This is a genomic window from Streptomyces sp. ISL-11, assembly GCF_018614525.1.
In the GTDB taxonomy this organism is placed as follows: Bacteria; Actinomycetota; Actinomycetes; order Streptomycetales; family Streptomycetaceae; genus Streptomyces.
Map to the genome: position 1 here is coordinate 1 of NZ_JAGGOL010000124.1, position 23,900 is coordinate 23,900.

18 protein-coding genes and 1 pseudogene are annotated in these 23,900 nt (G+C 72.2%); 9 read left to right on the forward strand and 10 right to left on the reverse strand.

The window, feature by feature from the left end; translation table 11 throughout:
• From J7E86_RS23450 to J7E86_RS23465, 4 genes and pseudogenes are all read right to left on the reverse strand, one after another.
• Positions 1 to 291 (reverse strand): annotated as a pseudogene (locus J7E86_RS23450) (hypothetical protein); the annotation flags it as partial.
• Position 292: 1 nt separating this feature from the next.
• Complete coding sequence (locus J7E86_RS23455) at positions 293 to 1,954, reverse strand: P-loop NTPase (protein ID WP_215083891.1); 1,662 nt, start codon at positions 1,952 to 1,954, stop codon at positions 293 to 295.
• A gap of 140 nt (positions 1,955 to 2,094) precedes the next feature.
• Positions 2,095 to 2,820: a Flp pilus assembly protein CpaB gene (cpaB, locus tag J7E86_RS23460; protein ID WP_215083894.1), complete on the reverse strand. Its 726-nt coding sequence runs from the start codon at positions 2,818 to 2,820 to the stop codon at positions 2,095 to 2,097.
• A 69-nt stretch (positions 2,821 to 2,889) separates the two neighbouring features.
• Positions 2,890 to 3,777 (reverse strand): hypothetical protein, encoded by an 888-nt coding sequence (locus tag J7E86_RS23465; protein WP_215083897.1) that lies wholly within the window; start codon positions 3,775 to 3,777, stop codon positions 2,890 to 2,892.
• A 297-nt stretch (positions 3,778 to 4,074) separates the two neighbouring features.
• On the opposite strand from J7E86_RS23465, the gene J7E86_RS23470 reads away from it, so the two are divergent.
• Positions 4,075 to 5,817: a glycoside hydrolase family 18 protein gene (locus J7E86_RS23470; RefSeq protein WP_308312700.1), complete on the forward strand. Its 1,743-nt coding sequence runs from the start codon at positions 4,075 to 4,077 to the stop codon at positions 5,815 to 5,817.
• A 62-nt stretch (positions 5,818 to 5,879) separates the two neighbouring features.
• Here the strand turns inward: J7E86_RS23470 and J7E86_RS23475 are convergent, their stop codons facing one another.
• Positions 5,880 to 6,824, reverse strand: a complete 945-nt coding sequence (locus J7E86_RS23475; protein WP_215083900.1) for a serine protease — start codon at positions 6,822 to 6,824, stop codon at positions 5,880 to 5,882.
• A gap of 234 nt (positions 6,825 to 7,058) precedes the next feature.
• Here J7E86_RS23475 and J7E86_RS23480 point away from each other — a divergent pair, with 234 nt between their 5' ends.
• Positions 7,059 to 8,357 (forward strand): M14 family metallopeptidase, encoded by a 1,299-nt coding sequence (locus tag J7E86_RS23480; RefSeq protein WP_215083903.1) that lies wholly within the window; start codon positions 7,059 to 7,061, stop codon positions 8,355 to 8,357.
• Positions 8,358 to 8,430: 73 nt separating this feature from the next.
• Here J7E86_RS23480 and J7E86_RS23485 read toward each other — a convergent pair whose 3' ends face one another.
• The 3 genes from J7E86_RS23485 to J7E86_RS23495 are packed head-to-tail and all read right to left on the reverse strand — an operon-like array spanning position 8,431 to position 10,863.
• Positions 8,431 to 8,835, reverse strand: a complete 405-nt coding sequence (locus J7E86_RS23485) for a RidA family protein (protein ID WP_215083906.1) — start codon at positions 8,833 to 8,835, stop codon at positions 8,431 to 8,433.
• Positions 8,832 to 9,596, reverse strand: coding sequence for an IclR family transcriptional regulator (locus J7E86_RS23490; protein WP_215083908.1), 765 nt, complete (start codon positions 9,594 to 9,596; stop codon positions 8,832 to 8,834). Before J7E86_RS23490 ends, J7E86_RS23485 begins: the two co-directional genes overlap by 4 nt.
• Positions 9,597 to 9,636: 40 nt before the next feature.
• Complete coding sequence (locus tag J7E86_RS23495) at positions 9,637 to 10,863, reverse strand: sugar kinase (RefSeq protein ID WP_308312701.1); 1,227 nt, start codon at positions 10,861 to 10,863, stop codon at positions 9,637 to 9,639.
• A gap of 209 nt (positions 10,864 to 11,072) precedes the next feature.
• Between J7E86_RS23495 and J7E86_RS23500 the strand changes: the two genes are divergently transcribed.
• From J7E86_RS23500 to J7E86_RS23515, 4 genes are all read left to right on the forward strand, one after another.
• Positions 11,073 to 12,371: an amino acid deaminase gene (locus J7E86_RS23500; protein ID WP_215083910.1), complete on the forward strand. Its 1,299-nt coding sequence runs from the start codon at positions 11,073 to 11,075 to the stop codon at positions 12,369 to 12,371.
• Positions 12,372 to 12,484: 113 nt separating this feature from the next.
• Positions 12,485 to 14,101 (forward strand): amidohydrolase family protein, encoded by a 1,617-nt coding sequence (locus J7E86_RS23505; protein ID WP_215083912.1) that lies wholly within the window; start codon positions 12,485 to 12,487, stop codon positions 14,099 to 14,101.
• 76 nt (positions 14,102 to 14,177) lie between these two features.
• Positions 14,178 to 15,389 carry a pyridoxal phosphate-dependent aminotransferase gene (locus J7E86_RS23510; protein WP_215083914.1) on the forward strand — a complete coding sequence of 404 codons (1,212 nt, stop codon included), beginning with the start codon at positions 14,178 to 14,180 and terminating at the stop codon, positions 15,387 to 15,389.
• A 92-nt stretch (positions 15,390 to 15,481) separates the two neighbouring features.
• Positions 15,482 to 15,904 carry a hypothetical protein gene (locus tag J7E86_RS23515; RefSeq protein ID WP_215083916.1) on the forward strand — a complete coding sequence of 141 codons (423 nt, stop codon included), beginning with the start codon at positions 15,482 to 15,484 and terminating at the stop codon, positions 15,902 to 15,904.
• Positions 15,905 to 16,005: 101 nt separating this feature from the next.
• On the opposite strand, the gene J7E86_RS23520 is transcribed toward J7E86_RS23515, so the two are convergent.
• Positions 16,006 to 17,835, reverse strand: a complete 1,830-nt coding sequence (locus J7E86_RS23520; protein WP_215083918.1) for a phosphoenolpyruvate carboxykinase (GTP) — start codon at positions 17,833 to 17,835, stop codon at positions 16,006 to 16,008.
• Positions 17,836 to 18,102: 267 nt separating this feature from the next.
• On the opposite strand from J7E86_RS23520, the gene J7E86_RS23525 reads away from it, so the two are divergent.
• Positions 18,103 to 18,837, forward strand: a complete 735-nt coding sequence (locus J7E86_RS23525; protein WP_215083920.1) for a hemolysin III family protein — start codon at positions 18,103 to 18,105, stop codon at positions 18,835 to 18,837.
• 486 nt (positions 18,838 to 19,323) lie between these two features.
• The gene (locus J7E86_RS23530; protein ID WP_215083922.1) at positions 19,324 to 19,947 is read left to right on the forward strand and encodes a TetR/AcrR family transcriptional regulator; all 624 of its coding nucleotides are present in this window, start codon (positions 19,324 to 19,326) and stop codon (positions 19,945 to 19,947) included.
• Positions 19,948 to 19,981: 34 nt separating this feature from the next.
• On the opposite strand, the gene J7E86_RS23535 is transcribed toward J7E86_RS23530, so the two are convergent.
• Positions 19,982 to 22,045 (reverse strand): thioredoxin domain-containing protein, encoded by a 2,064-nt coding sequence (locus J7E86_RS23535; RefSeq protein ID WP_215083924.1) that lies wholly within the window; start codon positions 22,043 to 22,045, stop codon positions 19,982 to 19,984.
• Between the two features lie 114 nt (positions 22,046 to 22,159).
• Between J7E86_RS23535 and J7E86_RS23540 the strand changes: the two genes are divergently transcribed.
• A partial coding sequence (locus tag J7E86_RS23540; protein ID WP_251019567.1) for an AAA family ATPase occupies positions 22,160 to 23,900 on the forward strand: 1,741 nt, incomplete at its 3' end.

Genomic DNA, 23,900 nt, shown 5'->3' on the forward strand with positions numbered 1-23,900 from the left:
CGTACGGGCGTCCGCGCGCCCGGCGGCGTACGCCCGGCCCGTGGCACGCCCGTCGGACACCCCGCGCCGGGCCGCGGGCGAGCCGGCAGCACCGAACGGCGTCCGCGAGACCCATAGGGCCCTACGAGCGCCCGCCCGCTCCGCGGCACCGACGCCGTACACACCGCGCGCGGACTCCACTCGCCCGGCACCACCGGACAACGCCCGCCAAGCGTTCGGCGCCGCCGTACGGGCGTCCGCGCGCCCGTCCTCCGCCCGCCTCGCCGCCCCGGCGGCCGTCGTCTCCCCCACCTCAGTCCTCCCTCGCCGCACCGGCCGAGCCCTCCACCGTCCACGGCCAGTTGATGGCGCCGGGGAAGAGGACCGGGACCCGCAGCGACACCCGGGCGCGGTAGACGCCACCCTCCTCGCCGCAGCCGATGCCGTCGCCGCCCCACGCGCCCGGGACGTCCGCGCGCGCCGCGGACACGCAGTCGCCGCCGACCGCGCCCACCCGCGCGCCCTTGTCCGCCGCGTCCCCGGCGAGGGAATAGGTGTAGCCGATCAGCACGCACTGCCAGACGGCCACCAGCACCAGGAGGACCAGCGGGAGGACACCCAGGAACTCCACGGCGACCTGGCCCCGGTCCCCTCCCCCGCGCCGGCGGAAGCGCCCGACCGGTACGGGCGTGAGCTGGTCCGCGCCGGTGCCACCGCCGGGCCCTATGGCCCGGCGGCGCCGCAGTCCGCCGGTGAGCGAGCGGTCGGCGTGGGCGGGGCCGCGCGCGGGCGCGGTCCCGGCGGTGGCCAGCCCCAGCTCGCCGGCGAGGGACCGGAACGCCTGCCGCACCGGGGACTTGGGGTCGAGGTCCTGCATCCGGCCGGAGTCGACGGCGGGCTGGAGGTCCTTGTAGCCGGCCGGGACGGTGGTGCGGGCGGCCCTCGTGCCCGTGGTGCGCTCGACGAGGGGCGGCTGGATCTCCGCGCCACGGGTGTGGCGGTTGACGACGGTCGTGGTCTCCTCCGCCTTGCGGATCTGCAGCCGCTCCCAGAGGCGCACCATGCGCTTGGCGGCTCGTACGGACACCACGTCCGGTGTGGTGACGAGCACGGCCACGTCGGCGGTCTCCACGACGGCGGCGCCCGCGGCGGTGATCTGGGTGCCGCAGTCGACGACGACCAGTTCGTACCGGTGGCGCAGCGCGCCGGCGATCTGCCGGGAGGCGAGGTCGCCGACCTCCTCGCCGCGCTCGCCCTCGGCGGGGGCGAGCAGCAGACCGAGGCCGGTGGGGTGCGGGAAGACGGCGTCCTGCAGGACGCGCGGGGTGATGTCGCTGATGCCGGCCAGGTCGGCGATGGAGCGGCGGAACTGTACGTCCAGGTAGGAGGCGACGTCACCGGACTGGAGGTCCATGTCGACCAGGGCGACGGAGCGGCCGGCGGCGCACGCGGCGAGTGCGAGCTGGACGGCGGTGACGGTCGTGCCGACCCCGCCCTTGGCGCCGATGACCGCGACGAGCCTTCCGCCGGGACCGCCGGCGGTGAGGGCCTCCGCGCCGCCGCCCAGGTGGCGGCGGACGCCGGTGGCCCAGTGGGCGGCGGCCTGGACGCGGGCGCCCAGTTCGTCGTACGAGAGCGGCAGCGCGGCGAGTCCGCGGGCACCGGCGTCCATGGCGGCGGCGTAGAGCGCGGGACCCGGGGTGGCGGTGACCATGACGACGCCGGTGGCGGGGAAGCGGAGGGCCACTTCTCGGATGAGTTCGAGCGCGGGTAAGGGGCCCAGGCGCTCATGGACGAGGACGACCTCGGGAAGCTCCTCGACCGAGGCGGCGGCCAGCACGGCGAGGGTGTCGAGGAGGCGGGTGGAGTCGCCGGCGGTCGCCAGTGGCTCCACGCCCGGGAGCTGGCCGAGCAGCCCGCCGATGGCGCGTGCGGCGTCCGGGTCGCCGATGGCCGGGAGGATTCTGATCGTCACCGTGTCCCTTGCCTTTCCTGTGCCTCTGCCTGGGCCTCTGCTGTGCCTCTGCCTGGCTCTGCTGGTCGCGCACGTGTCGTCTGTGCGTCGCCGTCTGCCGGTCGTGTCGCCGTTGTTCGTCGCTGTCTATTTGTCGCCGTCTATTTGTCGCCGTCGAGCGTGTACGTGCGGTCTCCGCCGCTGACCTGGCCGTCGTCGCCGGGTGCGACGAGGGCGAGCCGCACGTGGGAGGCGAACGACTCGGCGTACGCGACGCGCTGGGCGTCCGCCGTGCCCAGCGCGAAGGTGATCGGCACCGCCTCGCCGCCCCGCCGGGTCGTGGCCGCGGCGCCACTGCCGGCTTCCCGGTCGAGGGGCTTCAGCTTGCCGACGGCGATGACCCGGGCGTTGCTGACCATGACGCGGGAGACGGGCTTGCCGCCCGATTCCTTGGCGTCGAAGGTGGCGTAGATGTTGACTCGCGACCCAGGGTTGATCTTGCCCGCGACCCCTGTCGCCGCGTCGATCATGATGGCGATCTCCTGCTGGCCCGGCCCCAGCTCCGGCCGGTCGGCGACCATGTCCCGCTGGAGCAGGGAGCCCCTGCGCAGCGGGGTGACCGCGATCTTGCCGTCGAGGTCGGCGAGGTCGGTGACGGCGGTCCGGGGCAGCCAGCGTTCGGGCATCGAGATCCGCTCGAAGCTGTCCTTGGCCCGGTCGAGCGGCTGGTAGGCGGGGATGTCGGCGCGCAACCGGTAGGCGGTGGTCTCGGGGCCCACTTTCGACTCGGCGTCGTGGACGACCGCGAACACACCGGCCAAGGCACCGAGCGCGCACAGGACCGACAGGAGCAGCAGGATGATCCCGCGGCGCTGACGTGAATTCATGGGGCGGGGAACCTCGTTCGGGGACGTGACCGGGCTGACCGGGCGGGTCGTGACGGCCGGGCCGTCGGGTCAGCGGCCGGCCAGGGCGGTGACGGTGCGGCGGCCGGGCGGGTCGAGCGCGCGGCCGGCCTCGGTGCGCGGCAGCGGGCCGGCGCAGAACGCGCAGCGGTCACCGATGAGTTCGAGACCGCACCAGTGGCACTGTTCCCTCCTGACGGACGAGACGAGCTGGTAGAGCACGGTGGGGTCGGCAATGGCGGCCGCGAACTCGACGGTGCCCCTGGCGCCCCACCAGCCCCCGGAGTCGGCGGGCAGCGCGGTCTCCTGCACGCCCTGGACATGCCAGCGGCGGGCGAGCGTGGACAGCACCCAGTCCTCACCCTTGGCGGGTCCGGCGCGGGCGACGGTCAGCCGGGTGCCGAACCCGGGACCTTCGGGGGCCTCCCCGTCGGTGACCTTGATGAGCCGGGGCGCGGGATTGACCAGGACCGCGAAGCGGGCACCCGGCAGCAGCGAGGCCAGGTGGGTGCCGAGGCCGACGTCGACCCGGTCGAGGCGGGCGACGCTGGAGAGCTGGGCGCCGGCGTAGACGTAGTGGGCGAGCAGCCGGGCCGCGCAGGCCAGCACCCCGGGGCTCAGGTCGGACACGGACAACTGGCGGAGCTGGCGGGCCAGCACCCCGACGGCCAGCGGCGGCAGCGCGACGGGCAGCAGCGCCAGCCGGTCGCTCTCCAGGACCGACCGGATCATGTGGAGCCGCCGGACGTACCGCGCGGGCAGCGAATCGGGATAGAGGGCGACGACATGGCCGCACTGGTCGAGCAGGATGGCCGTCTGGGTGACCGCGGTCTCCAGCGGCTGCGCCTCGGGCGGCTGGAACACGGCGGCGTCAGGGGTCTGCCCATCGGGCGGCGGGAGCACCAGGTCGGGACTGGTGACTGCTATCGCGATGGGCACGTCGGCTTCCCCGTTCACTCCGGCCGCGATGGGCTGCGGCGGACGCAGATCGATACTGCCCTGTGCTGATGCCTCCGCACTTTATCCACGAATGGAGCGGCTGAGAACCGGTCCTCGGTGTTTGCCGACGCGCTTCCGCGGTGGCCTGGGACTCTTCCCCGGAACCTTTGCCGCGCATATTGACGGACGCATTGGTCTGGACCATCTTTACGCCAAACGGCGACAGCCGTCCCCCACACCTCCCCACTCGATCCTCCCTCACCTCCCACCTCAACTCCCTTCCCACCGGAGGCAGTCGTGGACCGTGCGATACGCACGCCATTTTCCAGAAGCGGACGACTTTCCAGAAGCGGACGGCGCCTGGGCGGCGTCCTGACCGCCGCGCTCCTCGCGGCCGGCGGTCTCGCCGGGCTCGGCACCGGCACCACCGCCCGGGCGGCCGACACCGGAGCCGGCACCACCGACGTCAACCTCGCCCGCAATCCCGGCTTCGAGTCCGGGCTGTCCTACTGGACCTGTTCGGGTGACAGCGGCGCCACTGTCCCCTCACCCGCGCACGGCGGAACGGCCGCGCTCAAGGCCACCCCCACCGGTTCCGACCACGCCAAGTGCGCGCAGGCCGTCACCGTGCGGCCCAACTCCTCGTACACACTGAGTGCGTGGGTCCAGGGCTCCTACGTCCACCTGGGCGCGAGCGGCACCGGGACCACGGACGTGTCGACGTGGACGCCGTCCGCGACCGGCTGGCAGCAGCTGAGCACCACGTTCACGACGGGCGCGAACACCACCTCGGTGACGCTCTACACGCACGGCTGGTACGGACAGCCCGCCTACTTCGCCGATGACGTCACCCTGACGGGCCCGGGCGGCGGCGACCCCGGCGAACCGGTCCCCGGCGCCCCGGGCGGTCTCGCGGCCGGGCCGGCCACCTCCTCCTCCGTCGGCCTCTCCTGGAACCCGGTGAGCGGCGCGAGCGGCTACAACCTCTACCAGGACGGTACGAAGGTGTTGTCGGCAAGCGGCACTTCGGCCACCGTGACGGGGCTGGCGCCCTCCACCTCGTACCGGTTCGAGGTGACGGCGACCAACTCCGCGGGCGAGTCGGCCAGATCCGCGGCCGTCACCGCGACCACCACCGCGGGTGGCTCCGACGGCCCCTCCGTGCCCAAGCACGCCGTCACGGGCTACTGGCAGAACTTCGACAACGGCGCCACGGTCCAGAGGATCAGCGACGTACAGAGCCAGTACGACATCATCGCCGTCGCCTTCGCCGACGCCACGACCACCCCGGGGGCCGTCGACTTCACGCTGGATCCGGCGCTGAAGTACACGGAAGCGGCGTTCAAAGCAGACATCGCCGCCAAACAGTCAGCCGGGAAAAACGTCATCCTCTCCATCGGCGGCGAACGGGGCACGGTCACCGTCAACGACGCCGCCTCGGCGACGAACTTCGCCAACAGCGTGTACGCCCTGATGCGGAAGTACGGCTTCAACGGTGTGGACATCGACTTGGAGAACGGCCTCGACCCGACCTATATGACGCAGGCACTGCGCGCCCTGTCGGCGAAGGCGGGCAGCAAGCTCGTGATCACCATGGCGCCACAGACCATCGACATGCAGTCGACCTCGGCGGGCTACTTCAGGACCGCGCTGAACATCAAGGACATCCTGACGGTCGTGAACATGCAGTACTACAACAGCGGCTCGATGAACGGCTGCGACGGCAAGGTCTATTCCCAGGGCACGGTCGACTTCCTCACCGCGCTGGCCTGCATCCAGCTCGAAGGCGGCCTCGCGCCCTCACAGGTCGGGCTGGGCCTGCCCGCCTCCCCGCGCGGCGCGGGCAGCGGCTACGTGCCGCCCTCCGTCGTCGACAACGCCCTCGACTGCCTCGCCAAGGGCACGGGCTGCGGCTCGTTCAAGCCGGCGAAGACGTACCCGGGCATCAGGGGCGCGATGACCTGGTCGACCAACTGGGACGCGAGCAACGGCAACGCCTGGTCCAACGGAGTGGGGCCGCACGTGCACGGCCTGCCGTAGGGGCCGCCCCGGCCGCCGGACGGGCTCGACGAAGCACCGCCCGGCGGCCGGGGACGCGTGGTTCAGCGACGGGCGGCAGCCGCCGCCGGCTTCGGCAGCGCGCACCCCGGCAGGCCGAGGTCGATCTTGTTGCCCGTGCCGACGCACTTGGTGATGCCGTACGTCTCCTGCGCGTAATTGATGCCCTGGCGGACGGTGACCCCGCCGTTCTCGTCCACCTCGCAGGGGTTGTTCACCGTGCAGCGCTCACCACTCTCGTTGCCGGTGTTGTTGATGGCGATGACCTTGCCCGTGGTCGTGTCGATCACGGGCGAGCCGGAGGTCCCGCCTATGGTGTTGCACGACGAGGTGTAGCGGAGCGAGTCCTTCCAGGTCCAGTCGCCCTCGCGGAGGCGGTAGACGAACCCGTCGACGTTGCAGGAGTAGATCCGCTTCCAGTACCCGGAGACGACCTTGATCGGAGTACCCGCGGTGGGATGGTCTGCCGACAGGCTGAGCGCGTTGATGTTGTAGCGCTGCTTTATCTGCGCGTAGGTCGTGTCGAGCTCGTACAGCGTGACGTCGGTGTCGGTCATGGTCGCGTACGAGACCTTCACCGCGCGCAGGGTGGCGACCTTGCCGGCGCTGGAGTTGAGGAGGCTGAAGGTGCGGCTGGACGGCCGGTCGGTGATGACCTCACCGGCGTCGGGCATGCCCGTCTCCAGGCAGTGGCCATTGGTCATGACCAGGGCGTGGTCGGTGTCGGCGGAGCTCGGCATGCGGATCAGCGAGCCGGAACAGTTGCTGAGCGCGACGGTACCGGCGAAGTCGACGGCCTTGGGCCTGGCCTTGACGTCCGCGTCCGCCTTGACGTCCGCATCCGCCTTGATGCCCGCATCCGCCTTGGCGTCCGCGCTCACCCGGGCACCCGCGTCCGCCCGGGGGGCCGCGGCGGCGGTGCCGGCGCCGGCCGCGGCCGCTCCGGTGAGGAGCAGGGTCGCGAGCGCGCCGACGAGAGGTCTTCTCATGGGGGGTGGTTCCTCTCAGAGCCGAAGTCCTGTCGTTTTGACATGTGCATTGTTGGGGCCACTGAGAGCGTGCGCAATCAATCGGTCGCGAGTGAAAGGGAAGTTGGCTTGTTCCACTCTTCATCGAGGCATTGACGCGTACACGCCACCTCTCGACACTGGCCACACGCACCACCCCCCACCCGCACCCCACTCCCCCACCCGTCGCACGACCGGAACCCCCCAGGAGACCGCATGCGACCGCGATCGACCGGCAGATGGGGCACCGCCCTCGCCGCCGTGCTCACCCTTGCCCTGGCCGTTCCCGCCGCCTCCCGCGACGAGGAGCGGAGCTCGCACGAGTACGAGGTCACCGGCCCTCGTACCGCCGCCCAGCGCACCGCCGTCGCCGCGACCGGCGCTGCCATCGACGCCGTCCGCAGCGGCTCCGTCGTCATCACGGCGGACGCCGCACAGGCCGAGCGCATCCGCCGGCTCGGCTACACGGTGCGCCCCCTGCCCGGGCCGCCGGACCGCTCGGACGGCAAGGCCGCCACGCCCTTCGACTTCCCGCCGGCCGACGCGAAGTACCACAACTACGCCGAGGCCACGGCGGAGATCGACGCCGGAGTCGCCGCGCATCCGGACATCATGAGCAAGAAGGTCATCGGCAAGTCCTACGAAGGCCGCGACATCGTCGCCGTCAAGATCAGCAAGAACGTGGCGGTGGACGAGAACGAGCCCGAGGTCCTCTTCACCGCCCACCAGCACGCGCGCGAGCACCTGACCGTCGAGATGGCGCTCTACCTGCTCAAGGAGTTCGGCTCCAAGTACGGCACCGACCCGCGCGTGACCAAGATGGTCGACAGCCGCGAGATCTGGGTCGTGCCCGACGTGAACCCCGACGGCGGCGAGTACGACATCGCGAGCGGCTCGTACCGCAGCTGGCGCAAGAACCGCCAGCCCAACGCGGGGACCTCCAGTCGGGGCACCGACACCAACCGCAACTGGAACTTCAAGTGGGGCTGCTGCAACGGCTCGTCCGGCAGCCCCGGATCCGAGACCTACCGCGGCAGCAAGCCCGAGTCCGCACCCGAGGTCAAGGTCGTCGCCGACTTCGCCCGCAGCCGGAACATCGGCGGGAAACAGCAGATCAAGTCCGCGATCGACTTCCACACGTACAGCGAGCTGGTGCTCTGGCCGTTCGGCTACACCTACGACGACACCGGCCCGGGGATGACGCAGGACGAGCACGACGTCTTCGCCACCATCGGCAAGTCCATGGCCGCCAGCAACCGTTACACCCCCGAGCAGTCGAGCGACCTCTACACCACCGACGGGACGATCGACGACTGGCTGTGGGGCGACCAGAAGGTCTTCGCGTACACATTCGAGATGTACCCGGGCGAGAACGGCGCGGGCGGCGGCTTCTACCCGCCGGACGAGGTGATCGACCGCGAGACGGCGCGCAACCGTGACGCGGTGCTCCAGCTCCTGGAGAACTCCGACTGCATGTACCGGGCGATCGGCAAGGAGGCGCAGTACTGCAAGTGAGTGCGGTACCGAGCCCGGAGCGCCGGCTCCGTCGGGTCAGTGGGCCCGGCGGAGCCGGCCGTGGTGCCGGTCCTCAGCCGAGCACCGCGAGCGCGTCGATCTCGATCAGCAGGCCGCCGGGCAGGCCCACGTAGACGGTCGTACGGGCCGCCGGCGCCTCCTTCAGGTCGGCGAAGTAGTCGTTGTAAAGGGCGTTCATCTCGTCGAAGTGCCCGGTGTCGGTGAGGTAGACGCGGAGCATCAACACGTCCTCCCACGTCGCACCGCCCGCCTCCAGGACGGCCTGGACATTGGCGAGGGTCTGGAGGGTCTGCTCGCGCAGGGCGGGTCCCGCGACGACGGGGGCATCGCCCGGCTCGGCGGGCAGGAAGCCGACCTGGCCGGCGACCTGGAGGATGTTGCCCTTGCGCACGCCGTGCGAGAAGTTGGCGGGCGGTGCGGTGTGCCCGGCCGGGGTGATGGCGGTCTTCCGGTTCATGAGGCTGCCTTCGTGGGTGAGGTGTTTCCGGAGTACTCCGCGCTGATGGCGTCGGCGGTGCGGCGCAGCAGCGGGAGGAGGGCGATGAGTTCCTCGGCGGTGACGACGACGTTCGGCGCGGAGATCGAGCAGGCGGCGACGACGCGTCCGTCCGCGCCCCGGACGGGGGCGCCGACGCAGTTGATGGACTCCTCGTGGCCGCCGAGGTCGGTGGCCCAGCCCTGCTCGCGCACGGTCGCCAGCTCCTTGAGGAAGGCGGGCGCGTTCGGCGTCGAACGGGCGGTGTAGGCCGGATAGTCGAGCCGCTCGGCGACGGCCCGCCGCTCGGCTTCCGGCAGGTCGGCGAGGAGCAGCTTGGCGACGGCCGCCACGGTGATCGCGACGGGCTTGCCGATGCGGGAGTACATCCGCACGGGATAGCGGCTCTCCACCTTGTCGATGTAGAGGACCTCGTTCTCCTCGTACACGGCGAGGTGGACGGTGTGGCCGCAGCTCTCGTTGAGCGCGACGAGGTGGGGGTGGGCGATCTCCCGTACGTCCAGGCTCTCGACGGCCTGCTGCGCGAGGGCGAAGAGGCGGGCGCCGAGGCGGTAGCGCTGGTCCTGCTGCCGGTAGACGAATCCGTGCTCGTGCAGGGTGCGCAGCAGGCGCAGGGCGGTCGACTTGTGGACGTCGAGGCGGGTCGCCACCTGTTCGAGGTTGGCGGGTCCTTCGGCGAGGAGCGGCAGGATGCTCAGGGCTCGGTCGACGGTCTGGCTCATGCGGGGGCCTCGCTTCTGCTGCGCGTGCGTCGTGCGTGTCTCATCGTGCCTCGCCGGTGGCGGTGCGGGCCTCGGGGCGCCCCGTCCAGCCCGGGCCGAGCCGCAGCGCTCCCCACGCCTCGTCGTCCAGGGCCGCGAGACGGTCGACGTACCCGCGGGCCGGCGGGGCGGCGAGGTCGCCGGGGGTGGTGAGCGCGGCGGCGGCCATGAGGTGCCCGTGCCGCAGCCGCTCCTCGACGGGCAGGCCGCGCAGCGTCCCGGACAGGAAACCGGCGGCGAACGCGTCGCCCGCGCCGACGGGCGCGACGACGTCGACCCGGAGGGCGGGTACGGAGACGGCGCGGTCGGCGGAACGGGCGCGGGGTGCCCGGGCGGCGGCGCCGTCCGGTCCCGCGCCACCGGGCTCCCGGACGTACGCGGTGGCGCCCGCCGCACCCCGCTTGACCACGACGATCTCCGGTTCGGGCAGCGCGGCGCGGACGGCGTCGGCGCCGCGCAGGCCCCAGGCCGCCTGCGCCTCGTCCTCGCCGACGAGGACGAGGTCGCAGCGGCGCGCCAGCGCGGCGAGGACCTCCGGGCCGTCGGCCGCGTCCTGCCACAGGCCGGCGCGGTAGTTGACGTCGAAGGAGACGAAGGGCCGTCCGGGCCCCGGTGCGGTCAGGTCGTGGAGGAGGGCGAGGCAGCCGGCGGAGAGCGCGGCGGTGATGCCGGTGAGGTGCAGGACGCGGCCGGCCCAGGCGGTCTCGCGCGGGACGAGCCCGGGGGCCATGGCGGAGGCGGCGGATCCGGCACGGTAGTAGGCGACTTCTCCCCAGGCGGGCGGCTCCGCGCTCCCGGGGGCGCGCACCGGACGTTCGGCCGCGCGTGCTTCCGGACGAGCGCCGGGCGCATCCGTCCCGCTGAGCGCCGCCCGGACCCCGAGCGGGCCCCCGGCCGGCACCGTCATGGGTCGCTCCCCCGCGGTGCGGAAGTAGATGCCCGTCGGGCGCCTCGGGTCACGCTGGACCGCGGTGACGTCCACCCCGTACGCGGCGATCGTCTCCACCACGTGGTCGCCGAAGCCGTCCGCGCCGACCCGGCCGATCCACCGGGTCCGGTGCCCGGCGGCCGCCAGCGCACAGGCGACGTTCGACTCCGCGCCGCCGATGCCGCGGTCGAAGGACGGCACCTCGGCGAGGCGCCCGGGCCGCGAGGGCCGGAAGGTGACCATGGACTCGCCCAGGCAGACGACATCGACGTCCGGCGTCCCCGACTCGCTGGCGGTCACGGTCGGCTCTCCGCTCCTCGGTCGGGCCTCCCGTGCGAGGGGCCCTGATCGGCGTTTTACGCGCGCTGTGCGACCGTCTCCCCAACGGCTTCCGGGCAGCCGAGCGTGGGACAACCGTTGACCCGGTGCCTGCCGGGATGTTAGACAGCATCGAGCGTTATGCGCAATGGTCGTTGCACAGAGTGCAACATTAGTCGTCTGGAGGCTCCATGGCCGCCGAAGCCGCCGCACCCTTCTCCGAAGCGGCGGTCGCCCGCCTCGCCGAGGAGCGTCTCGACCACCGCTTCAAGGGTCTGCCGCCCGACGCGGAGGGACTGACCGTCGGAGAACTGGCGGCCGAGCGGCGTTCGCTGTTCACCGGCGGCTTCACCACCCCCGTGCTCGCCCTCTCCGCCGAGGCGCTCGACCACAACCTCGCCCTCATGGAGCGCTGGTCCGCCGAGCACGGCCTCGCCTTCGCCCCGCACGGCAAGACCTCCATGGCGCCGCGGCTGTTCGCGCGTCAGCTCGACCACGGCGCCTGGGGCATCACCGCGGCCGTCCCCGCCCAGGTGCGCGTCTACCGCGCCTTCGGCATCCGGCGGATCTTCCTCGCCAACGAGGTCGTGGACGCCGCGGCGCTGCGCATGCTCGCCGCCGAGCTCGCCGCCGACCCGGCGTTCCACCTCATCACCTATGTCGACTCCGTGCGCGGCGTGGAGCTCATGGACGCGGCGCTGCGCGAGGCGGGCGCCGGCCACCGCCTCGACGTCGTCGTGGAGCTCGGCGCCGACGGCGGCCGTACGGGCGTGCGCACCGAGGCCGAGTGCGCGGCGGTCGCCGACGCCGTGGCCGCCACGGACACCCTGCGGCTCGTGGGCGTCGGCGGGTACGAGGCGGAGATCCCGGGCGCCGACGGCGAGCTCGTACGGGCGTGGCTGCGGCGGCTGACCGGGCTCGCGGCCGACTTCGACAAGGCGGGGCGCTTCGCGGGCGTCGAGGAGATCGTCGTCAGCGCGGGCGGCAGCGCGTGGTTCGACGCGGTCGCCGAGGTCTTCGCGGAGCTTCCGCCGCTGTCCGCGCCGGTGCTCAAGCTGCTGCGCTCCGGCGCGTACGTCACGCATGACGACGGCGCGTACCGCCACAAGACCCCGTTCAACCGCCACCCCGAGGAGGGGACGCTGCGGCCCGCCTTCCGGTTGTGGGCCCAGGTCGTCTCGCGGCCCGAACCGGGCCGGGCCTTCCTCAACGCGGGCAAGCGCGACGCCCCGTACGACCTCGACCTGCCCGAGCCGCAGGTCGTGCGCTCCGCCCGCGACGGCTCCCTGCGGCCGGCCGAGGGCATGACCGTCACCGCGCTGGCCGACCAGCACGCGTTCCTCGAGCTCGGCGAGGGCGTGGAGCTGGAGGTCGGCGACTGGGTGGGCCTGGGGCTGTCGCACCCGTGCACGGTGTTCGACAAGTGGCCGCTGATCCCTCTGGTCACGGAGGACGGCACGGTCACGGACTGCGTCCGCACGTTCTTCTAGCCCCTTTGTCCTGTCGGCGGACAGGCCGGAAAAGCCTGTCCGCCGATCGAGGGCCGGGCTCCGGGGCGGAGTCCCGGTCCGAGAAGGGGCGGCAGGGGAAGGGAACCACGCCCATGGACACCGTGTTCCGCGACGTCCGTGTCATCGACGGCACCGGCGGCTCGTCCTACCGCGCCGATGTCGGCCTGTCCGGCGGCCGGATCGCCGGGATCCACCGCCCGGGCGACGGCCCGCGCCCCTCGGGCACACGCGTCGTCGACGCCCACGGCCTGGCCCTCGCCCCCGGTTTCATCGACATGCACGCCCACAGCGACCTCGCCCTCCTGACGGACCCCTCCCACGAGGCGAAGGCCGCGCAGGGCGTGACCCTGGAGGTCGTCGGCCAGGACGGCCTGTCCTACGCGCCGGTCGACGACCGCACGCTCGCCGAGGTCCGTACCCAGATCACCGGCTGGAACGGCGACGGGTCGGACGTCGACTTCACCTGGCGGAGCGTCGGGGAGTACCTGGACCGCCTCGACCACGGCTTCGACGGCGAGGGCATCGCCGTCAACGCCGCGTACCTCGTGCCGCAGGGCACCGTGCGGATGCTCGCCGTCGGCTGGGAGGACCGCGCGGCCACGGATGACGAGCTGGCACGCATGAGGCGGCTGGTGGCCGAGGGGCTGGCGCAGGGCGCGGTCGGGATGTCCTCGGGGCTCACCTACACGCCGGGGATGTACGCCACCGACGCCGAACTGACCGAACTGTGCCGCGTGGTGGCGGCGTACGGAGGCTACTACTGCCCGCATCACCGCTCGTACGGGGCCGGCGCCCTCGGGGCGTACGCGGAGATGGTCGCCCTGACCCGCGAGGCGGGCTGCGCGCTGCACCTCGCGCACGCGGCGATGAACTTCGACGTCAACAAGGGCCGGGCCGGCGAGCTGCTGGCCCTCCTCGACACCGCGCTCGCGGACGGCGCCGACATCTCCCTGGACACCTACCCGTACACGCCGGGCTGCACCACGCTCGTCGCGATGCTGCCGAGCTGGGCGGCCGAGGGCGGGCCGGAGGCGACGCTGGCGCGGTTGCGGGACGACGCGACGGCCGGGCGGATCCGGCGGGTGATGGAGGTCGAGGGCGCGGACGGCTGCCACGGGGTGCCGATCGACTGGGACGCGATCGAGGTCTCCGGCGTCGCGCACGCGGAGCAGGCGGGGCTGGTGGGCAGGACCGTCGCCGCCTCCGCGCGCGAGCGCGGCGAGGAGCCGTGGACCACCGCCCGGCGACTGCTGCTGGCCGACCGGTTGGGGACGACGATCCTCCAGCACGTCGGCCACGAGGAGAACGTCCGGGCGATCATGCGGCACCCCGCGCACACCGGCGGCAGCGACGGCATCCTGCGGGGCGCCAAGCCGCATCCGCGCGCGTACGGGACGTTTCCGCGCTACCTGGGCCGGTACGCCCGTGAGCTGGGCGTGCTCTCCCTGGAGGAGTGCGTGGCGCATCTCACGTCCCGTCCCGCGGCCCGGCTGAGACTGCCGGACCGGGGCCTCGTACGCGAGGGATACCGCGCCGACCTGGTGCTCTTCGATCCGGACACGGTGGCCGCCGACGCCACTTTCGAAGCCCCGCGGCGACTTCCGACCGGCATTCCTTATGTCCTGATTGCCGGACGCTTTGTGATGGAAGACGGGCGCCGGACGGACGTTCTGGCGGGCCACGCGGTGCGGCGCGCTCCGGCGGGCTGATCCGCCCGGAGGTCGCCCCTCCGGTGTGACGGGAATCCACGCGCGCCGCCTCCGGCGCGCCCGTAGGGTGGCCGTCATGCAGGTGATCCAGTCAACGAAGCTCGCCAACGTCTGCTACGAAATCCGTGGCCCGGTACTCGAGGAGGCCATGCGGCTGGAAGCAGCAGGTCACCGCATCCTCAAGCTCAACACGGGCAACCCGGCGACGTTCGGTTTCGAGTGCCCCCCCGAGATCCTCGAGGACATGCTGCGCAACGTCGGCGACGCGCACGGCTACGGCGACGCCAAGGGGCTGCCGTCGGCCCGGCGCGCGGTGGTGCAGCACTACGAGACCAAGGGCATCGAGCTGTCCGTCGAGGACGTCTACCTCGGCAACGGCGTCTCGGAGCTGATCCAGATGTCGATGCAGGCGCTGCTCGACGACGGCGACGAGGTGCTCGTCCCGGCCCCGGACTACCCGCTGTGGACGGCGTCGGTGTCCCTCGCCGGCGGCACGGCCGTGCACTACCGCTGCGACGAGCAGGCGGACTGGATGCCGGACCTGGCCGACGTCGAGCGGAAGGTCACCGACCGCACCAAGGCCATCGTCATCATCAACCCCAACAACCCTACGGGCGCCGTCTACGACGACGAGATGCTGCGCGGCCTGACGGAGATCGCCCGCCGCCACAACCTGATCGTCTGCTCCGACGAGATCTACGACAAGATCCTCTACGACGGCGTGACCCACACCCCGACCGCCGCCATCGCTCCCGACCTGCTGACCCTCACCTTCAACGGCCTGTCCAAGTCGTACCGGGTGGCCGGCTACCGCAGCGGCTGGATGGCCGTCTGCGGCCCGAAGGCCCACGCCGACAGCTACATCGAGGGCCTGACGATCCTGGCCAACATGCGCCTGTGCGCGAACATGCCCGCGCAGCACGCGGTGGCCACGGCGCTCGGCGGCCGGCAGTCGATCAACGACCTGGTGCTGCCGGGCGGGCGGCTGCGCGAGCAGCGCGACGTCGCGCACGAGCTCCTGACCCAGATCCCGGGCGTGACGTGCGTGAAGCCCAAGGGCGCGCTGTACGCCTTCCCGCGGCTGGACCCGAAGGTCTACAAGATCAAGGACGACCGGCAGATGGTCCTCGACCTGCTGCGCGCCGAGAAGATCATGGTCGTGCACGGCACGGGCTTCAACTGGCCGGAGCCGGACCACTTCCGCCTGGTGACCCTGCCCAGCACCAAGGATCTGGCGGACGCGGTGACGCGCATCGGGACGTTCCTGGACGGGTACAGCCAGCCCTGACACCGGTCTACCAAGATCTAACTTATAAGCGAAACAACTTTAGACGCCGTCTAAGTTAGGATGACCTTCTCAGTCATTGCAGGAGGCCATCCATGTACGAGCCGATCCGCACGAAATCGGTCCACACCATGGCCGAACCGGGCCGCGTGACCCGCGGACCGCACCGCTCCCGCGTGGAGGAGCTGGACATCCGGCTCGCCGGACATCTCACCGCGCTGCTGACGGTGACGGACGAGCTGCGCGCGCTGACACCCGCCCCCGGGCTGGACGACGCCGCTCAGCGCCTGGCGGACCGGGTCGCCGCCCTGAACGACGGCCGCTCACCCCTGAGGGCCACCCCCACGGCGACGGGCGCGACCCCGGACCGCGTCGCCGCCCTCCATCAGCGCGCCCACACCCTGGCCGGGCAGGCGCTGGTCGTGGCCACGTCCCGCGCGGACGAGACGAGCACGCGACTGGCGGCCGAGCGCCTGCGCTCCCACGGGGACGCCCTCGGCATCCCGGACGCGGCCTGATCTGACGGCCCGCACACGAGAACGGCCCACCCGCCTCGGGCGAGTGGGCCGCGGGCACTCCGCCCGCCCCGGTTGCCGGGGCGGGCGGAGTGCGGAAACGGTCAGCCCAGGCGCTGGACCAGCGCGCGGTACTCGTCCCACAACTCCTTCGGCGTGTGGTCGCCGAAGGTGTTGAGGTGCTCGGGGATCAGCGACGCCTCCTCGCGCCACACGTCCTTGTCGACAGTGAGCAGGAATTCCAGCTCACTGTCGTCGAGGTCCAGGCCGCCGGTGTCGAGCGCCGTCTTCGCCGGCAGGATGCCGATGGGGGTCTCGACGCCCTCGGCCTTGCCGTCGAGGCGCTCGACGATCCACTTCAGCACACGGCTGTTCTCACCGAAGCCGGGCCACACGAACCGGCCTTCCGCGTCCTTGCGGAACCAGTTGACGTAGTAGATCTTCGGCAGCTTGGCCTGATCCTTACTCTTGCCGACCTCCAGCCAGTGCCCCATGTAGTCGCCCATGTTGTAGCCGCAGAACGGCAGCATGGCGAAGGGGTCGCGGCGCAGCTCGCCGACCTTGCCCTCGGCGGCGGCGGTCTTCTCGGAGGCGACGTTGGCGCCGAGGAAGACTCCGTGCTGCCAGTCGAAGGACTCGGTCACCAGCGGCACGGCCGAGGCGCGGCGGCCGCCGAAGAGGATCGCCGAGATCGGCACGCCCTTGGGGTCCTCCCACTCGGGCGCGATGATCGGGCACTGCGAGGCGGGGACGGTGAAGCGGGCGTTGGGGTGGGCGGCGGGGGTGCCCGACGCCGGCGTCCAGTCGTTGCCCTTCCAGTCCGTCAGGTGCGCGGGCTGCTCCTCGGTCATGCCCTCCCACCACACGTCGCCGTCGTCGGTGAGGGCGACGTTGGTGAAGACGGAGTTGCCCCACATGGTCTTCATGGCGTTGGCGTTGGTGTGCTCGCCGGTGCCGGGCGCGACGCCGAAGAAACCGGCCTCGGGGTTGATCGCGTAGAGGCGGCCGTCCTCGCCGAAGCGCATCCAGGCGATGTCGTCGCCGATGGTCTCCACCGTCCAGCCGGAGATGGTGGGCTCCAGCATGGCGAGGTTGGTCTTGCCGCAGGCGGAGGGGAAGGCGGCGGCGACGTACCGCGACTCGCCCTGCGGCGGCGTGAGCTTGAGGATGAGCATGTGCTCAGCGAGCCAGCCGTTGTCACGGGCCATGACGGAGGCGATGCGCAGCGCGTAGCACTTCTTGCCCAGCAGGGCGTTGCCGCCGTAGCCGGAGCCGAAGGACCAGATCTCGCGGTCCTCGGGAAAGTGCGAGATGTACTTGGTGGTGTTGCACGGCCACGGGACGTCGGCCTCGCCCTCGGCGAGCGGGGCGCCGAGGGTGTGGACGGCCTTGACGAAGAACCCGTCGGTGCCGAGCTCGTCGAGGACGGCCTGGCCCATGCGGGTCATGGTGCGCATCGACACGGCGACGTAGGCCGAGTCGGTGATCTCCACACCGATGGCGGACAGCGGCGAACCGACCGGGCCCATGCAGAAGGGCACGACGTACATGGTGCGGCCGCGCATCGAGCCGCGGAAGATGCCGCCCCGGTCGTCCTTGCCCGCGAAGATCTCCCGCATCTCGGCAGGGGCCTTCCAGTGGTTGGTCGGGCCCGCGTCCTCTTCCTTCTCGGCACAGATGAAGGTGCGGTCCTCGACGCGTGCCACGTCGCTGGGGTCGGAGGCGGCGTAGTAGGAGTTCGGACGCTTGACCGGGTCCAGCTTCTTGAAGGTGCCCTTGGCGACGAGCTCCTCGCACAGGCGCTCGTACTCGGCCTCGGAACCGTCGCACCAGACGACCTGGTCCGGCTCGGTGAGGGCGGCGATCTCGTCGACCCAGGAGATCAGCTCCTGGTGGTTGGTGGGGGTGGTGGGAGCCGCATTGCTGCGCGCCACGATCGCTCCGTCCCGCCGGAAACCACGCTGCCCCGGCGTCAGATGTTGAGGGTTGACGAACCTCGCCGTTTCGCCTGCTCGGTCCGCTGCTGTGGAAGGTGCCCCTTGGGGGCTGCGACCCAGACGCTTCGTGACCCGCTCATCCGGTGCCGCCCGCACTCATTTGATCATCCGACTCCATTCCGGTTCTGTCCAGGGGGCGCTTCCGTGACCATCGCCACGTGATACTGATCCGTAACTTACGGTGGCGTAGGTACCATGTTCGCCATGACTTCCGCGTCCGACGCAGCGCTCCCCGCGCACCCCGCTCCCGCCGGCGCCGCGGCCGCCACGTCCCACGCCGCCCTGCCGGTCGATCCGTCCGCGCCCGTCAAGCCACGGCTGCGCGGCTGGCTGCACGCGGGGATGTTCCCCGCCGTGGTGATCGCCGGCATCTTCCTGACCGCTCTCGCGGACAGCACCCGCGGCCGGATAGCGTGCGCGGTCTACGTGCTGTCGGCCTGCCTGCTGTTCGGCATCAGCGCGCTCTACCACCGCGGCAACTGGAGTCCGCGCGTCAACGCCGTGCTCCGCCGTCTCGATCACGCCAACATCTTCCTGATCATCGCCGGTACGTACACCCCGCTGACCATGCTGCTCGTCCCGGGCGGCCGGGGGCAGGTGCTGCTGTGGGCCGTCTGGGCCGCCGCCCTCGCGGGGATCGCCTTCCGCGTCTTCTGGGTCGGCGCCCCCCGCTGGCTCTACACCCCCTGCTACATCGCGATGGGCTGGGCCGCCGTCTTCTTCCTGCCGGACTTCCTGCGCAAGGGCGGCATCGCCGTGCTCGTCCTGGTGATCCTCGGCGGCCTTCTCTACAGCGCGGGCGGCGTGATCTACGGAATCAAGCGCCCCAACCCGTCACCGCGATGGTTCGGCTTCCACGAGGTCTTCCACTCACTGACGCTGGCGGCCTTCATCGTCCATTACGTGGGCATCTCCCTGGTGGCTTATTCGCACGCGTGAGCGGCCCGGCGCCGGGCGCGCCGGCGCAGCCGACCCCACCGTCCCCACCGTCCCCACCGTCCCCAGTGGCCGCGGCCGAGAGGCCGCGGCCACTCGCCATGCCAGGACACCCACACCCGCCAGAACGACCAGCAACACCGCGATCTCCCCGGCGACCACGAAGCCACCGACGCTCAGCGCGCCGATCGCCACCGCGAGAGCGTTCACCATGGCACCCATCGCCACCCCCTTCGATTCGATTCATCACCGAACGATCCCCTGCCCACCACACAGCGTGACACACCCCACTGACAATCAGGGAGTTATCAACAACCGGGAATCGATTGACAGGTCACATCTTTTGAGGGTCGGCGTCGTTTTGACTCACCTCTCTCGGAGGTGTGTCACGGCCGCCCCGGGACAACCACCTCGGGGCATGCACCAGGGCCCGCCCAACCGGTGACCATGGCGTGTCCCGCGAGAAGGCCGATGCCCGAGAATGCTGTCATGGCCTCCGCAGACACCTCGTCCGCCGTGCCGTCCGAGCCCCGGCTCGGATTGCGCGAGCGGAAGAAGATCCAGACCCGTCAGGCGATCCGCCGCGCCGCCTACCGGCTTTTCGAGAAGCAGGGGTACGACGCGACCCCGGTCGACCAGATCGCCGAGGCCGCCGACGTCTCTCCCAGCACCGTCTTCCGCTACTTCCCCACCAAGGAGGACATCGTCCTCACCGACGAGTACGACCCGGTGCTCGCAGCGGCGATCCGGGCCCGGCCGGTGGAGGAGTCTCCGGTCGAGGCCGTCCGGCAGGGCGTCCTGGCCTCCATCCGGCACGTCATCGACAGCGACATCGTCGAGCTCAAGCAGCGCACCAAGCTCGTCCGCGAGGTGCCGTCCCTGCGCGGCCGGCAGGCGGAGGGCATGGGCGAGTCGGCCCGCATGCTCTGCGCCGTCCTGGCCGAGCGCACGGGCCGGCCGGCCGACGACATCGAGCTGCGGGTCGTCATCGCCGCGGTCCTCGCGGGCATGCAGGAAGCCCTGATGCACTGGGCCGAGCGGGGCCAGAACGAGGACCTCGTCGAGGTCATCAGCCGCACCCTGGACGTGCTCGCCCGCGGCCTCACGCTCTGAGCCACCGGCCTCCGCGGATTCCGGCCCGGAGGCCTCACTCGCCTCCCCTCAGACTGTCCGCCAGCGTCCCGGGATCGGTCGTCGGCGCCTGGCAGGTGAAGTGCCGGCACACGTACGCGGCCGGGCGCGCGTCGACGAGCGGGCGGTCCGCGAGCAGCGGCACCTCGTCCGAGCCCGGCTCGCCCACGGCGACGGCGAGGCCCGGGGCGGTGGACAGCAGGGCGGTGCGGTGCAGTTCGCGGGTGGCCGGGTGGTCCTGGGGGCCCACGACGGCGACCTCGCGGGGACCGTCGAGCAGCGCCTCGGCGGCCGCCAGGCCCCAGCTGATGAAGCGCGGCGCCCGGGGGCCGAGCGCCCGCACGACCGCGAGGGCGTGCTCGGCCGCCTCCCGGTGGGCAGCGCTGCCGGTGTAGGCGGCGTAGGCCAGGAGGGCGCCACAGGCGGCGGTCCAGCCCGAGGGGGTGGCGGTGTCCGTGGGGTCCTGCGGGCGGCGGATCAGGGTCTCGGCGTCGTCGGCGGTGTCGAAGAGACTGCCGTCCGGGCTCCGGAAGTGGGCCAGGACGGAATCCAGGAGCAGGCCAGCGAAGTCCGTCCAGACGCCCTCGCCGGTGACGGCGGTGAGCGCCAGGAACCCCTCGGCGACGTCGGCGTAGTCCTCCAGGACACCCGCGTGCGAGCCCGCCGCACCGTCGAGGGACGTGCGGAACAGCCGCGCGTGCCAGTCCATATGGGTGCGGACGAGCAGGTCCGCGGCGTCGGTGGCGGCCTGGATCAGGTCCGGGCGGTCGAAATAGGCGCCGGTCTCGGCGAGGGCGGCGATGGCCAGGCCGTTCCAGGCGGCCACGACCTTGTCGTCGCGGCCGGGGCGGGGCCGCTCCTCACGCGCCGCCAGCAGCTTCCGGCGGATGGAGGCGAGCTTGCTCGCGTCGAGGAGGAGCTCGCCGTCGGGCAGTTGGAGCACGGAGGCGCCCTCCTCGAAGGTGCCCTCCTCCGTGACGCCGAAGTGGGCCGCGGCGAGCGCCCCGTCCTCCGTGCCCAGCACCTCCCGCAGCTGCCGCGGCGTCCAGACGTAGTAGGCGCCCTCCGTGTGCCGGCCCGTGCCGTCGTCACTGTCGGCGTCCAGCGCCGACGCGAATCCGCCCTGCTCGGTGCGCATCTCACGGATCAGGAAGTCGGCCGTCTCCAGGGCGACCCGGCGGGCGAGGTCGGAGCCGGTGGCCCGCCACAGATGCGCGTACACCCGGCACAGCAGGGCGTTGTCGTACAGCATCTTCTCGAAGTGCGGCACGGTCCACGTGGCGTCCACCGCGTAGCGGGCGAAGCCGCCGCCGAGCTGGTCGTAGATCCCGCCGCGGGCCATGGCCTCGCAGGTGGCCCCCACCATCTGCAGGGCGGCCTCGGAGCCCGTACGGGCGTGGTGGCGGAGCAGGAACTCCAAGGTCATGGACGGCGGGAACTTCGGCGCTCCGCCGAATCCGCCGCGCACGGCGTCGAACTCCCGGGCCAGCCCCATCAGGGCCTGGTGGAGATCCTCGGCCGCGGGCGGCCGGGGAGCGGCCTCCTCGCCCTCCTTCCCCGCGGGCGGAGCGAGCACGAACGTGCGCTCGGACAGGTCGCGCACGATGCGGCCGGCGACCTCGCCGACCTCCTCGCGGCGGTCCGCCCAGGCGGCGCGCACCCCCTCCAGCACCTGCGGGAAGGACGCCGTGCCGTGCCGGGGCGAGGGCGGGAAGTAGGTGCCGAAGTAGAAGGGCTCGGCGTCGGGGGTGAGGAAGACGGTCATGGGCCAGCCGCCGTGACCGGTCGCGGCCTGCACGGCTTCCATGTACACGGCGTCGACGTCGGGCCGCTCCTCGCGGTCGACCTTGACGGAGACGAAGTGCTCGTTGAGGAGATCGGCGGTCGCCCGGTCCTCGAAGGACTCATGGGCCATCACATGGCACCAGTGACAGCTCGAATACCCGACGCTGAGCAGCACGGGCACATCACGGCGCCGCGCCTCGTCGAATGCCTCGGGCGACCACGGCCACCAGTCGACCGGGTTCTCGGCGTGCTGGAGGAGGTAGGGGGACGTCTCATGCGCCAGGCGGTTCGGCATGGCCCCCATCCTTCCCCACACCGGCCCGATGATGAGTTATCCACAGCCCTGCCGGAAATCCCGTCGAGGCGGAAGACTTGAGGCACAAGGCAATCGCTGGTGGAGGGGGAAGCCATGGCGGGAGCGCGGACGGTGCTGCGCGGCGGTCACCGTACGGAAGTCGAGGGGTTGCTGGGGCGCGCGGTCGAGGAGGAGTTGCGCCGTTCGGGTGGTGCGGCCGACGGCTCGTCACTGTTGCGCCGGGCGAGGGCGGAGCTGGACGCCATAGCGGCCACCGCCGCCGAGGAGTACGCCGCGTATCTGCGGGCCCTGGACGAGGAGGCGGCCGCCCGGCGCCCTCTGACGACCCGCCTCAACCGCTCCTCGCTCGGCACTCCGTCCCTGGTCACGGCCGTGGCGGCGGTCACGGCCTGCGGAGTGGACCTCGCCTTCGGCACCTCCGCCGGCACGGCCCTGGGCGCGGGGCTGGTAGTGGCGGTGGCGGGCTCCGCGGCCGCGGTGGTCAAGCTGACGGCCGGTCACTGGCCGGCGGCGCACCGGCGGGCCGGTCTGCGGGGGCGGCCCGGTGGTGCGGAGCAGCTACGGCTGGCATGGCTGACGGCGGTGGAGGTGCGGGGTGTGCGGCCGTTCCTCGACCAGCAACGGATGCTGTCGGCGGCCACGCGCGTCAACGGCGCGGGCCCGGCGGCCCGGAGCCAGGGCACCGACAGCTCCGCCCGGACCGCCGAAATGCGGGGCCGCGACCGCAGTGCCGCGGCCCGGCGGCGCAGCGTGCTGGAGCAGTCCTTCGACCACATCCCCGAAGCGGTGGGCCCGTTCGCGGGCCGCAGGGAACACCTGGCCCGGATCGCCCAGTGGGTGCACCAGGCGCGGGCGAGCACGGAGAGCAAGCCGACGGTGGTGGTGCTGTACGGACCACCCGGCTCGGGCCGCACGACGCTCGCGGTGCGGGCGGCCCACCATCTGCGCGACCAGTTCCGGGGCGCGTGCGTGGTGGACCTGCGCGGCGAGTCGGAGGGCGAGGCGCCCCTGCCGACGCGGGACGCCTTGCTGCATCTGCTCAACCGGCTCGGGGCACCGCGCGACCAGCTGCTGTTCCGGGAGCGCTCCTCGCACGAGCAGCACCTCAAACGGCTGTCCGAGCTGTACCGCCAGCACCTGACGGGGCTGCCCGTGACGGTGGTGCTGGACGACGCCTCGGACGCCGAGCAGGTCCGCACGCTGGTCCCCGAGCGTTCCGAGAGCCTGGTGCTGGTCACGGCGAGGACCCCGCTGTCCCTGCCACCGGATCTGGTGGCCTGGGTGCACGAGCTCCCCGTCGGACCGCTGGACGAGGCGGGCGCGGAGGACCTGCTGCGGGAGGCCGCCGGGGAACCGCCGCCGGAGCCCGAGCCGTACGACGAGAAGGCGCTGGCGCGGGTGCGGGAGCTGTGCGGCGGACTGCCGCTGGCGCTGCGGGTGGCGGGCTCCTCGCTGGGGCCGCGCGCCGCGCACACACTGGCCGCGGAGCTGGCGGGGGTCGGGCAGGACGACCCGGTCGGCCGCGCGCTGTGGCTGCGCTATCTCGACCAGGGAGACGGTGCCCGTCGGCTGCTGCGCCGGCTGGCGCTGGCGGGCCGGGCATCGCTGGGCGCGGCCGCCGCGGCGGCGCTGTTGGCCGAGGACGAACGGGGCGCGGCGCGGGAGCTCGCGGCGCTGGCCCGCGCGGGCCTGATCGAACCGGTGCGCTCCGGCCGGTACCGCGTGCCCGACCTGGTGCGGGCCTTCGCGCACGCCCGCCTGCATCAGGAGGAGGAGCCCGGCGAGCGGGGCGCGGCGCACGAACGGCTGATCCGCAGCTACGCCGAGCTCGCGG